At 67.3% G+C, this 12,780-nt stretch carries 10 protein-coding genes; 3 read left to right on the top strand and 7 right to left on the bottom strand.

From position 1 onward, the window contains the following. Nucleotides 1-35 precede the first annotated feature (35 nt). Nucleotides 36-1,097 (bottom strand): hypothetical protein, encoded by a 1,062-nt coding sequence (locus K3M67_RS07005; RefSeq protein WP_285832756.1) that lies wholly within the window; start codon nt 1,095-1,097, stop codon nt 36-38. 133 nt (nt 1,098-1,230) lie between these two features. Here K3M67_RS07005 and argJ point away from each other — a divergent pair, with 133 nt between their 5' ends. The 3 genes from argJ to K3M67_RS06990 are packed head-to-tail and all read left to right on the top strand — an operon-like array spanning nt 1,231 to nt 3,885. Next, on the top strand, nt 1,231-2,454 hold the full coding sequence (gene argJ / locus K3M67_RS07000) for a bifunctional glutamate N-acetyltransferase/amino-acid acetyltransferase ArgJ (RefSeq protein WP_285832755.1): 1,224 nt from the start codon (nt 1,231-1,233) through the stop codon (nt 2,452-2,454). 13 nt (nt 2,455-2,467) lie between these two features. Further along, nucleotides 2,468-3,265 (top strand): inositol monophosphatase family protein, encoded by a 798-nt coding sequence (locus K3M67_RS06995; protein WP_066859439.1) that lies wholly within the window; start codon nt 2,468-2,470, stop codon nt 3,263-3,265. An 11-nt stretch (nt 3,266-3,276) separates the two neighbouring features. Beyond that, entirely contained in the window at nt 3,277-3,885 is a 609-nt protein-coding gene (locus tag K3M67_RS06990) for a glutathione S-transferase family protein (RefSeq protein WP_066859440.1), read from the top strand. 22 nt (nt 3,886-3,907) lie between these two features. Here the strand turns inward: K3M67_RS06990 and trxA are convergent, their stop codons facing one another. Genes trxA through tsaE form a run of 6 tightly spaced genes read right to left on the bottom strand, consistent with a single transcriptional unit; the run spans nt 3,908 to nt 12,776 of the window. After that, a complete protein-coding gene (trxA, locus tag K3M67_RS06985; protein ID WP_066859441.1) occupies nt 3,908-4,228 on the bottom strand; it encodes a thioredoxin TrxA in 321 nt (106 codons plus the stop codon). 28 nt (nt 4,229-4,256) lie between these two features. Beyond that, nucleotides 4,257-7,697, bottom strand: a complete 3,441-nt coding sequence (addA, locus tag K3M67_RS06980; protein ID WP_285832754.1) for a double-strand break repair helicase AddA — start codon at nt 7,695-7,697, stop codon at nt 4,257-4,259. Continuing rightward, nucleotides 7,678-10,650, bottom strand: a complete 2,973-nt coding sequence (gene addB / locus K3M67_RS06975) for a double-strand break repair protein AddB (protein ID WP_285832753.1) — start codon at nt 10,648-10,650, stop codon at nt 7,678-7,680. The genes addA and addB overlap by 20 nt, the downstream gene beginning before the upstream one ends. Next, the gene (locus tag K3M67_RS06970) at nt 10,643-11,353 is read right to left on the bottom strand and encodes a nucleotidyltransferase family protein (RefSeq protein ID WP_066859444.1); all 711 of its coding nucleotides are present in this window, start codon (nt 11,351-11,353) and stop codon (nt 10,643-10,645) included. The genes addB and K3M67_RS06970 overlap by 8 nt, the downstream gene beginning before the upstream one ends. Next, nucleotides 11,350-12,336 (bottom strand): aminoglycoside phosphotransferase family protein, encoded by a 987-nt coding sequence (locus tag K3M67_RS06965; protein WP_066859445.1) that lies wholly within the window; start codon nt 12,334-12,336, stop codon nt 11,350-11,352. The genes K3M67_RS06970 and K3M67_RS06965 overlap by 4 nt, the downstream gene beginning before the upstream one ends. Beyond that, on the bottom strand, nt 12,333-12,776 hold the full coding sequence (tsaE, locus tag K3M67_RS06960) for a tRNA (adenosine(37)-N6)-threonylcarbamoyltransferase complex ATPase subunit type 1 TsaE (protein WP_443018158.1): 444 nt from the start codon (nt 12,774-12,776) through the stop codon (nt 12,333-12,335). The genes K3M67_RS06965 and tsaE overlap by 4 nt, the downstream gene beginning before the upstream one ends. Nucleotides 12,777-12,780: the final 4 nt, after the last annotated feature.

Genomic DNA, 12,780 nt, shown 5'->3' with positions numbered 1-12,780 from the left:
CGTCCTTCCGGGCGCGGAAATGACGTGCAGTGCAATTAATCATCTGCCGATCGAGGCGCGAGTTCGTCAAGAATCTCGAGCCATCGCGCGGCGATGCGCTGTCGGCCGTAATTCCGATCCAGATATTCCCGCGCCCGCAACAGCCTGGCCTGCTCCCCTTCCCAATCGAACGCGTAGCGGGAAAGTCCGTCCTGCCAGTCGTCCAGGGCGATGTAGGGCCTCAACTCCTCGTAGGATTCGATCGAATCCGCGATGACCCCAAGCCCCGCCAGAATGGCGGTCGCAGGGCGATTGATCGATTTGCCCAGAGTATAATCATTGCGGGATACCGGTACGATCGCCACGCGATGCAGCTTGAGCGCCGCGGGAAAGCTCACCAGCGACCAGGGCATGTAGAAGCTGGGAATCCCCCATCCGGCCGACGCCTGGCGGTAGACGGCCGGCTTGTTGTTGATGATGGTCAGCGTAATCGGATGCGTGGCAGCGAACTGGCGCAACTGGGCGACCGCATCGTCCAGTTCGCCGACCCCTGCGATGCCCGCCATGTTGTTGCCGAACCAGACGATATGGAGAGCCTGCGGGTGGCTCGCAAGAAAGGATTGCAGGCGCGCCAGATGGTACCGTTCCGTGATCGACAGGCGCCGTGTCGACAGGGTGGAGATGTCCTCAAGCATATCGGGAATGACCCGGATGCGCCCCTCTATCTCCGGGGTCGAGGCGACGAGCAACTGCCCCATCATCTTGGTCGGTACCGTGACCAGGTCCGCCTGGGCGAGAAGGCTGCTGGTGCGCTGTCCATGGTGCGCCGATCCCTTCACCCGGTTATTGGCGAAGCGATTGTCGCAAATGTCGAATATCAGCCTGCAACCGGCCTTTTGCGCGGCCTTCGTCGCTTTGACCGCGCCCCGTCCGAACGCCTTGGAGATGATGACGGCGTCGAGACCTTTCGGTCCCGTCAGCTTGGGATAGCGGCGCACATCCACGCCCGCCTCGCGCAGCACGGCCATCGGCTCCAGCACGCGCAACCGAATACTGGCCTTCTTTCGGGAATAGCGTTTGGCGTAGAAGGCGAAGCGGCGATTGCCGGTGACTGTCATGGAAAGCTGCACTCGTGATGATGGCGCCTTATGCCTCCGGCGTCGTGATGAACACAAGCAGCTATGCGTCATTTTCGACCGAAGCCGTGCAGCAAGGCTGGCAATCGGCGGCGGCTCATCTTATGGCGGCGGCATGGAAAAATCGCCTCTCGCTCCAGCCGCCTTTCCGTCCCTTCCCGCCATCGGCGGCGTCATGCTGCGCGTCGCCCGCGCCGGGTACAAGGCGTGGGAGCGCTGCGACCTGACCTATGTCGAACTGGACGCCGGCACCGCCGTCGCGGGGGTCACGACCCAGAGCAAATGCCCCTCGCCCGAAGTCGAATGGTGCCGTGACGCCATTCCTCTCGGCGCCGCGCGGGCTCTGGTGGTGAATGCGGGGAACGCCAACGCCTTTACCGGCCATCGCGGCCGCGCGGCGGTGGAGGCGATCGCGGCGAAGGTCGCCAATCACCTGTCCTGCCAGCCGTCGGACGTGTTCATCTCCTCGACCGGGGTGATCGGCGTGCCCTTGCCGGTCGACAAGGCCGAAGCGGGCCTGGACGCCGCCTTCACCGCCGCGCCCTGCGGCTGGGAAGAGTCCGCCACCACCATCGGCACCACCGACACCTATCCGAAGGGAGCATCGGCCTCCGCCATGATCGGCGACACGCGGGTCGAACTGGTCGGCATCATCAAGGGGTCCGGCATGATCGCGCCCGACATGGCAACGATGCTGGGCTATATCTTCACTGACGCGGCGATCGACCCCGCTTTGCTCCAGCAGATGCTGTCGACGGCCAACAAACGCACATTCTCCTGCATCACCGTGGACAGCGACACCTCCACCAGCGACACCGTCCTGGCCTTCGCGACCGGCAAGGCGGGCAATGCGCCGCTGACCAACATGGACGATGCGGGTGCTGACGCCTTTCACGCGGCGCTGAGCGATCTTTGCCGCCAGCTCGCCCATCTGGTGGTGCGCGACGGCGAAGGGGCCACCAAGTTCGTGGAGATCAGCGTGGACGGCGCGGTCAGCGACGAGAGCGCGCACCGCATCGGCCTGTCGATCGCCAATTCGCCGCTGGTCAAGACCGCGATCGCGGGCGAGGATGCCAATTGGGGCCGCGTGGTCGCCGCCATCGGCAAGGCGGGCGAGCCGGCGGATCGCGACAAGCTGTCGATCCGGTTCGGCAGCACGCAGGTCGCGACCGGCGGCCTGGCAGTAGAAGGCTATGACGAGGCACCCGTCGCGGCGCACCTGAAAGGACAGGACATCGTCATCGGCGTCGAGCTGGGCCTGGGCGAAGGACGCGCGACCATCTGGACCTGCGACCTGACCCATGGTTACATCTCCATCAACGCCGACTATCGCAGCTAGGAAGGCGCGGCGGATGCTGTTCGAACTGCATGAACCGGTCGTCGCGCTGATGCGCGAAGTGGGGCGCGACATCGTGATGCCGCGCTACCGCAATCTCGCCGCTCATGAGATCAGCGAGAAGGCGGCCGACGATTTCGTCACCGTCGCCGACCGGGAAAGCGAGTTGCGGCTCGCGGAGGGGCTGTCGGATATCCTGCCGGAAGCGGGCATCATCGGCGAGGAAGCCTGCGCCGCCGACCCCGCCATATTGGAACGGGCGGGCGAAGGGTTGAACTGGATCATCGACCCGATCGACGGAACCGGCAATTTCGCGGCGGGCCAACCGCCCTTCGGCATCATGGTGTCGCTGGCCGATGGCGGGACGACGCTGGCCGGATGGATATTGGACCCGCTGACCGGCCGCCTGTGCCATGCGATGCTGGGCGGCGGCAGCCATATCGACGGCGAACATGTCCAGGCGCGGGAGAGCGGCGGCGACATACCGATCGCGGCACTGGCGGTCTATTTCATGTCGCCCGAGGAGCGGACCGACATCCAGCGCCGTTCGCAGGCCAGCTTCACGCTGGTGGATATTCCCCGCTGCGCCGCCGAACAATATCCCCGGCTGGTGCTGGGGCAGAATGACGTGTCGGTGTTCGCGCGGACCTTGCCCTGGGATCATGCGGCGGGCACCCTGTTCGTCAATGAAGCGGGCGGCTGTTGCCAGCGGATCGACGGAACGCCCTATGTCGTGGGTGATCTGCGCCGCGGGCTGATGGGCGCGTCCTCGCCCCGCCTGTGGGACCGGGCGGCGTCGATATTGTTCGGATAGAGGGATCGGGAATGCTGACCATCTGGGGACGGCTGAATTCGCACAATGTGAAGAAGGTCGTCTGGTTCGCGGACGAGATCGGCCTGCCCCATGTCCGCCATGACGTGGGCGGCGCGTTCGGCATGGACGCGACCTATCTCGCCAGGAACCCCAATGCGCTGATCCCGACAATCGAGGATGGCGACCTGACCCTGTGGGAATCCAACGCCATCCTGCGCTATCTGGCGGCCCGCCATGCCCCTGCGCTGTGGCCGGCCGATCCGGTCGAAAGGGCGCAAGGGGACAAGTGGATGGACTGGCAGTTCGCCTTCGCCGATGCACAGCGGGACGCCTTCCTGCAACTGGTGCGGACGCCCGATGGACAGCGAAATGGACAGTTGATCGCGAAGTCGGCCCAAGCGACGGGCGCGGCGATGCTGGTCCTCGACCAAGCGCTGGCCGCCCAGCCATGGCTTTCAGGTGTCCATTTCGGTGTCGCGGATGTGCCAATGGGTGTTTACGCCCACACCTGGTTTACATTGGCTATCGAGCGGCCCGACGTGCCGCATGTGCGAGCCTGGTATGACCGGCTGCGCGAGCGGCCGGCCTATGCCTGGTCGGTGATGATCCCGCTGACATAGGCCAGTCGCCGGCCTGACCTGATTACAGGACGCTTTCGATCCAGCCCTTGAGCGCACTCTTGGGCGCGGCGCCGACCTTGGTCGCGCTGACTTCGCCATTCTTGAACAGGATCATCGTCGGGATGCCGCGAACGCCATACTGACCGGGCGCGTCGGGATTTTCGTCGATGTTGATCTTGGCGATCGTGACCTTGTCCGCCAGTTCCTCGGAGATTTCCTCCAGGGCCGGGCCGATCATCTTGCACGGACCGCACCATTCGGCCCAGAAATCGACGAGCACGGGCTTATCGGAATCGATCACGTCCGCCTTGAAGCTGACGTCGGTAACTGCCTTTGTGGCCATATCGGAAACTCCTTTGGTTGGGCGATATCTAGGATGCGCGTGTGTCCGGCTCAACCGGCCAGAGCGGCAAATTCTCCTGCGCGGGGACAAAGCCCGGCTTGTGGCGCGCGAGCAGGTCGGGAGGCAGGGTCAGCAGGTGCGGGCCGCTGGTGTAGAGAAGCCCGGCCTTGATCGTCCGACCCGGAAAGATGACTTCGAGCGCGGCGACATAGGCAGCCATCTGCCGCACATGCGCGAGCGGCGCGTCATCGGGTGATTGCGGGACGATGCGGCCGGTCTTGAAATCCACCAGCTGGACATGATCGTCGCCAATGTGCAGCCGGTCCACCGTTCCGGCGATCACGGCCTCCCCCACCACGGCGGCGATCGGCGCTTCGGCCAGCGCATCCGGGGCGAACAGGTCGGCGAAGGCGGGAGCCTCGATCACGCGCAGGGCCTGGTCCATGACATCGCGGCGGACGGCGGCGTCTCCTGCACCCTGCTGCGCCAGCCAGCGGTCGGCGGCATCCCGACGACGGTCGGCCGGCAGGTCGGGCAGGCGCTCGAACAGGCGATGGAGCCAGCGGCCTCGCTCGGCCGCCGCGCGCATGGCGGGAGACGGCGGCGGATAGGGCACGTCGTCCTCGACCGCGGCGGAAGGCGCGAGTGGCCGGGGCGGGCGGGCCTCGACCGGCGCGGGTGCGTGCAGCCATGCCGGTTCCTGGATGACCGGCGGCGCCTCGCCCGATTCGCGCTCCGCCTTGCGCGCGGGCAATGCCTCTGTCCCCCGCCAGCGCCGGGTGGCGCCCCACAGCGGGTCCGCCTCCCATTCGGCGCCGAGCGAAACCAGGGCGGCCTCCACCGCCGCGAACCAGCTTTCGGGCTTGACCTCCCCCTTGGCGCGCGGTCCCAGCGCGCCCGCGACGACCAGCTTTTCTTCCGCCCGGGTGAGCGCGACATAGAGCAGCCGCCAATGTTCGCGACGCTCCTCCGCCGCAGCCTGTTCGGCGACATCGCCGATCGGCCCCTGACGCTCGCCTTTGCGTGGCGCGATTATCGGAAGGCCGTTCCATTCGAGCGAATCGGCGCGCTGGCCGGCATCCGGGTCCATGCACGCATCCGCGAGAATGACGATAGGCGCCTGTAGCCCCTTGGCGCCATGCACCGTCAGCAGTCGCAGCATGTCGCCCTGCCCTGCGGCATCGCGGACGATCTCCACCTCGCCCCGGTCGAACCAGTCGATGAACCGCTGGAGCGAGGGATGCGCCTCCCCTTCGAAGGCCAGCGCGGCGTTCAGCAATTCCTCGATAGGGTCCGCAGCCTCAATCCCCAGCCGTTCCACCAGGCGCCGGCGGCCGTCGATCGGGCCCGACAATATCGCCTCGAGATAGCGATAGGGTGTCGTGAAGTCGGCGGCGGCGAGCAGGCCGCGCAACGGCGCGAGCTGCGCATCCGACAATGTCTGGTTGAGATGCCGCCACAGCGGAACCCTGCGGCCGATCAGCCGCTCCATCAGTTCGTCCTGGCTCCATCCTATGACCGGCGACACCAGGAGCGAGGCGAGGTTCAGTTCATCGTCCGGCTGCACCGCGAAACGAAGCGCCGCGAGCAGATCGCGCACGGCCAGCGGCGCGTTGAGGCGGAGGCGGTCGATGCCGGCGACCGCGACCTGTTCCTCATAGAGGCGCGCGACGATCAGGCGCGCCAGTTCGCTGCGGCGCCGGACCAGGATCATGATGTCGCCCGCCCGCACGGGCCGTCCCCGGCTTTCGAGCATCAGGCCATCGTCGATCCATTGCCGGATCTGGCCGGCGATCCGGGCGGCGAGGACGCGCTCCTGATCGGCGACCCAGTCTTCCTCGCCTTCCGCCTCCTCGGACAGGTTGGCGACCACGGGCTTCCACAGCAGCACTTCGCCGGGATGGCGGTTCGCGCTGATGTGCCGCACGTCCCCCGGCTCCAACCCCAGCCGTTCGGCGCGGAGCGTGGCGATGGTGCGATCCACCACGTCCAGGACCGCCGGCGTAGACCGGAAGCTCTGGTCCAGCGAGAGGTTGAAGAAATCATGCCCGGAGCTGACGGCATCATGCTGGAACAGGATCTGCGCGGCGGCAAAATTGGCCGGACTGGTGCCCTGAAAGCCGAAGATCGCCTGCTTGAAGTCGCCAACGGTGAAGATGGTGCGGACCTTTTGGCCCGCTTCCCATTCATTGGCGAAAAATTCCTCCGCCAATGTGCGGACGATCCGCCATTGCGCGGCGTTGGTATCCTGCGCCTCGTCCACCAATATATGGTCGATGCGCTGGTCCAGCTTGTAGCGGATCCACTCGGCGATGCCGTCCTGTTCCAGCAGGCGTGCGGTGCGGGCGATCAGGTCGTCGAAATCGACCGCGCCTGCCAGCACCTTGGCCTGCGCATAGTCGCGCGCATAGGCCCGTCCGGCATGGAGCGCCTGCGCCAGGAGCGCGGCATAGTCCGCGCGCAGCTTGACGGCGATCATCTCGCGGCATCGGTCGTGGAGCCGCGCCGCCATCTCCAGATAGCCGTCGACCGGCGGCACCCAGCCCTTGGCATCGATCAGGTCGCCATCGGCTTTCGCCCAGGCGCGATGCAGGTCCGCAAGCCCGGCCGCCCTGGCCGCAGGATCGAGCGCCCGCCAGGCCGCGATCCGGTCGCACCGCTCCAGACCCCGCCCCTTGCCCCATTCGACATTGGCGCGGACGATGCCATCGAGCGTCCGCATGTCGAACAGGGCGTCGGAACATTGTTCGCCGAGCCATTCATCTATGTCGCCGTCGGGAAGGCCGAGTTCGGATGCCAGCCAGGGGGCGATGGAGTCCGGCAGGGTCTCCAGCGCCTCCCCCGAACCCGCGCAGCGTAGCAGGAAGCGTTCGGCGCCGCCTTCTCCCAGCCGCAGACTGAGCGCCTGGAGCGCGCCGATCAGGCGTTCGTCACCCTGCTCCTGCGCCCGCACGGACAGATCGGCCAGCGTCGCGCGGGCGAGGCTCGCCTGCTCGCGCTGGTCCATGGGGCGGAAGCCGGGCGCAAGGTCCGCCTCCAGCGGAAAGGCGGCGAGCAATTGCTGGCAGAAGCCATGAATGGTCTGGATGCGCAGGCCGCCGCCGGTCGACTCCAGCACCTCGGCAAAGAGCCGGCGCGCCTTGTCCTGCATCGCCGGATCATGGTCCTCGCCCAGTGCCATCAGGTCCGCGGCCAGGGCGGGACCATCCATCTGGACCCACCCGGCCAGCCGGTCATGGATGCGATCCGCCATTTCCGCCGCGCCCGCCTTTGTGAAGGTGAGGCAGAGGATATTTTCCGGTCGCACCCCTTGAAGCAGGAGGCGGAACACGCGCGCGGTCAGCACATGGGTCTTGCCGGTGCCGGCCGATGCCGACAGCCAGACATGGGCGGCGGGGGCGGCCGCGCGCGCCTGATCGCCGAGCAGACGCTGCAAGGGGCGGGGCCGGTCAGCCATCGTCGCGACCATACCATTCCTCCAGCCGCATCAGCTGGTCATAATCACCATAATTGGCCACTTCCGGGTTGATCTCCGCGCGGAACGGGGCCGATCCCAGCAGATAATCGCTCGCCACCCCATCAAATTGTTCATGGGCATGGGCGGTGAAGGCGTCCGTGACGATCTTTTCGCGCTTGCCCAACGGATCGACCGGGCTTTCGCGATAGCCGAACTGGTCGCCCTTCTTGGCGAGCGACCAATATTCGAAATCGCCGGCGCTGGGCGCCGGTCCGAGACCGTCGAAGCCGCCCAGTTCAGCGATGACGCCAAGCAGTCCGAGTTGCAGCGCGAAGCCCGCCTTGACCTGCCGCGCGCTGGGCGGCTTGCCGGTCTTGTAGTCGATGATGCCGATGCGGCCGCCCGGCAGCCGATCGATACGGTCCGCCTTCCCCATCAACGTGACCCCGGCAACTTCGGCCCGGCCTTCCTGCTCGACCGCAACGATGGTGCGTCCTTCGGACTTGTCCCGCGCCACTTCGGCGGCGATCCAGCGGATCGCCTCGATCAGGCGCGGCTGCCAGAGGGCGCGCAGCAGCGGATGCACGTCCGGCCGTTCGAACATGGCCCTCGCCCGCGCTTCCAGGTCGGCCGGGTCGAACCTCTTTTCCTCTGCCCAGCGCTGAAGGATGTCATGCACGGCCGTACCGCGCCAGGCTGGTCCGGCATCGGCATCGACCGGATCCAGGCGCGCGAGGCGAAGGATGCGACGGGCATAGAAAGCATAAGGATCGGCTTTCAGCCGGTCGACGTCGGTGACGGGGATGACCCTGGGCCGCACCGCCAGGGGCGGCACCGGCGCGGGGCGCCGTTCGGGCCGGTGGCTGCCTGGACGGTCGATCGCCCGTGCCAGCAGGGCGTAGCGGTCCGCCGTCTTCCACTGCGCGCCCGCCATCGCCTTCAGCCGCAGCCAGAAGCGCGAGGCGACCGCCGGCCCCCCGCTGCCACGCCGCGCGCGGGTGATGAGCACATTGGGCGCACCAAGCGCGCTGGCGAAATCATGGGCCGCAAGGCCGATGCGGCTTTCCAGGCCGGGCAGGCCCAGTTCCCGCCGCAAACGCGGCGCAAGCCAGGGGTCGGGCGCCGGCAGGCCCGGCCATGTTCCTTCGTTCAGGCCACCGAGGATCATGAGATCGGCCTGCGCCAGTTGTGCCTCGATCAGGCCGAGGATCGCGACGCGGGGATGGCCGCCCTGGGGGGGGCGGACAGCGACGCCGCCGAGCATCTGTTCGAGCAATAGCGGAAGCGCGCGGATATCGGCCTGGCGCGGCCCTTCCGAAGCGAAAGCCTCCATCTCGGCCAGAATGTCCGCTGCGGCATGACCCTGATGCCCGGACCACACCATGTCGCCGGACAGGGCGCTCGCCTGGGTCCGGATCATCGCGAGTTGCCCGGCAAGATCCGAGGCGATCCGTGCGCCCTCCTCCAGCGGTTCGAGCAGGCTCCGCGCCTCGGGCCACCAGGCCCGCACCGCTTCGCGCAGTCGCCGGTCGCGATCATCCGGTCCGCGCGCCGCGAGCATGAGGTCGATGCCGACCAGCCCCGCCTGTGGGCGCGGCCCGCGCAGCAGCAGGTCAAGACCACGCACCCCCTCCAGCCAGGCGAGCCGCGCATCGCCCCGCATCACGAGCGGATGCTTGAGGAGCGTCAGCAGCGCAACGGGGGCGAAGCGTTCCGCCACGGCCTCCGCCATGGCGATCAGCAAGGTTCCCGGTGGCAGGCGCGACAAGGGCTGGCCGGCGGAATCATCCGCCACTATGCCCCAGCGCCGCAGATGGGCGGACACGCGGGTCGCCAATTGGCGATCCGGCGTCACCAGCGCGGCCGTGCGCTCCGGCGTTTCCACCGCCTCGCGCAGCGCGATGGCGATGGCCTGAGCTTCCTCGCCGGGGGTCGCGACCTCCAGCGCCTCCACGCCGGCCAGCGACCGGTCCGCCGTCTTGAGATCGCGCCAGCGGCCCGTCAGGCGCGGCGGCAGCATGGCGTTGGAGATATTGCGTCCGCGAACGGCGCGCGCATCATGCTCGCTGCCCCATCGCCATTGCGCCACATCGTCGCGAGTCACGCCCATACGATCCAGCAGGCGCTTGAGCGCATATTGCGGATGGGTTTCATGCGGCACCGGTGACCGGCCGGTCAGTGGGTCCGGATCGAATGGGCCGATGGCTTCCCAGGCCGTCTCGTCCATATTCTGGTCAAGCCCGGCAAAGACCACCATGCCATCGGGCAGCTCCGCGACGCGGCGGAGCAACCGGGCGACTGCCGGCGCGGTGGTGGAAATACCGGCCGCGACCACGAAGCCAGCGGGCGGCGCTTCTCGCCAGCGGGCAGCAAGCCGGTCGAACAGCCGGTTTCGCCGTTCGGCCAGGTCGATGCAGCCCAGTCGCGCAAGTTCCGCTGGCCAGCGCGACAACAATATCTCGAACAAGTTGAGCGACACCTGCCAGTGACTGGACAGTTCGGCCGACAGGTCGAGATTTCGGAGCGCATCCACGGGCAATTGCTCGACCTGCAACTGGTCGAGTACGCTGCCGAGCGCCTGACCCAGTTGCAGGGCGAGCGCGGCATCGGTGCCCGGCTTCACCTCCTGCACCAGGCGCGCGAGGATCATCTGGCGGCGGACGGGCGCAATCGCGGGCGCAATGGGATCGTCCTCGCCGAGCGGGTCGAGCGCCCCGCCGACCTGTTCGCCCAGATCAGGATCGCCGATCGTCACCAGGCGAGGGAGCAACAGGCCGCCGCCCGATTGCCGAACGAAGGCGTCGCGCACCGCCCTGACCGCGCGGTTGCTGGACAGCAGGACCATCCCTTGCGCCAGGGTGCGGACGTCACCGCCATGACGCGCCAATATGCCTGTCACCAGCGCATCGGCGAAGGCGCGATGCGCTGGGATGGTATAAAGAGCGGGACGGCTCCGCTCACCCATGGGCGAGCATCTGCTCCACCACCGGAATGGCGTGCGGCGTGCCGACGTCGAACCACAGCCCCTGATGCGCGACGCCGTAAAGCCGGCCCGCCTCCATCGCGCGGTTCCAGAAGATGTTGGTGGAGAAAGCGTCAGCGGGCGGATCGCGCAATATGGCGGGGGACAGGATCTGGACCCCGGTATAGACGAAGGGCGCAACGTGGGCGGGTTTGCGCCGGGTGAGTCGGCCGCTGGCGTCCATGTGGAAATCGCCGGGTCCCATGTGGCAGGTGGCGCGGGCCAGCGGAATGAGCAGAAGCAACGCGTCCATCCGCTCCGGATTCCAGAGCCGCTGCATCATGCCCAGCGTCTCCTGCGGACCATCGACCCACAGATTGTCGCTATTGGCGCATAGGAATGGCTGGTCGCCCAGCAGCTGCCGGGCCTGCATCAGGCCGCCGCCCGTCTCCAGCAGCTTGCCGCGCTCGTCGGAAATCACGAACTCCATCGGCCCCTTGCGCGCGCGCAGATGGGCTTCGACCGTGTCGGCGAGATAGTGGACGTTGACCACCACCTTGCGGATGCCGCCTGCCTCCAGCCGATCCAGCGCATGGTCCATCAGCGCCTTGCCCGCGACCTTCACCAGCGGCTTGGGCCGGGTGGCGGTGAGCGGACGCATCCGCTTGCCAAGGCCGGCCGCCATCAGCATCGCCGTTTCGATCATGCGGGCGAAAACTCCTGGAGCGCATCATGGCGCTGGTCGGCCGGAATATTGGCGTCGAACCAGGCGGCAACCGGAGCGAGCGCCGGATGTGCCAGATCGCGCTCCAGCAAGCCCCACATCCGTGGCAGGTAGGATAGGTAGCGCGGCTTGCCGTCCCGCTTCCACAGTCGCGTGAAGATGCCGATGATCTTGGCGTTGCGCTGCGCGCCGAGCACGGCATAGGCCGCGTCGAAATCATTGGGCGGCGACGCGAGCGCCTTGTAATGGGCGAGCATCGCGGCCTCCACCTCGGGCGGGACGTCGCGCCGCGCATCCTGCAACAGCGACACCAGGTCATAGGCGGGGTGGCCCGCCAGCGCGTCCTGGAAGTCCAGCAGGCCCAGGCCATGCGCGGCGGGCGGGTCGATCAGCATGATATTTTCGGCATGATAGTCCCGCAGCACGGTCACGACCGGGCTGGCCGACTGTTCCACGATCGGCAGCACCGCGTTCCAGGCGCGGATATAGGCCTGCTCGTCCACGGCCAGGTTGATGGCCGGGCAATACCATTCGGTCAGCAGGCCCACTTCGCGCTGATAGACGGCGCGGTCATAAGGCGGGAGATCGGCGGGCGGACGCCGATGCAAGGCAGCGAGCAGTTCCACAGCGCGGGTATAGACCGCCAGTTCATCCGCAGGCGCCGCGTCAATATGTTCCTTCAGCCGATGGTCGCCGAAATCCTCGATCAGCACCAGGCCTTCGTCAAGGTCATCCGCCAATATCCGGGGCGCGGCGAAACCGTCCGCGACCAGATGCCGCGCGATGGCGATGAAGGGGCGCGGGTCTTCATGGGGAGGCGGCGCATCCATCAGGACGGCGCGGCGCCCGCCATCTACGACGCGGAAATAGCGGCGGAAGGAGGCATCGCCAGCAAGCGGGACGATCGCGGCGCCCGGCCAGCCAGCCTTGGCCAGAAAATCCGGCGCGGAAATCGGGGGGATCATAGTTGTGACCATCGGTTCGTCCAAGCCTCCGGCACGTCCGCTGTCAAGCGTCGCGCGCCATCCGGTTCGATTGCGATGTGCAGGCGGAGACTATGCGGCCAGAGCGCCTCCCCCAGCCGATCGGGCCATTCCACGATCAGCAGGCTGTCCATCAGATAATCGCCCAGCGCCAGTTCCTGCGCCTCCGCCGGATCGTCGAGCCGATAGAGATCGACATGCGCGACCGGTAGCCGGACCTCCGGCAGGTCGTAGGGCTGGACGATGGCGAAGCTCGGACTGGGCGCCTCTCCTTCCAGCCCCAGCGCCGCCAAGATGCCGCGCGCCAGGGTCGTCTTGCCGGCACCCAACCCGCCTTCCAGCGCGATCACGTCGCCGATCCGCACATCGGCCGCGATTCGCCGGCCTAGATCGAGCATCGCGGTTTCGTCCGCCAGCTTCATGTCC

Origin of the sequence: Sphingobium sp. V4 (assembly GCF_029590555.1) — a bacterium.
GTDB lineage: Bacteria > Pseudomonadota > Alphaproteobacteria > Sphingomonadales > Sphingomonadaceae > Sphingobium.
Note: the sequence above shows the minus strand (reverse complement) of the source record. Positions and strands in the feature narration are given on the sequence as shown.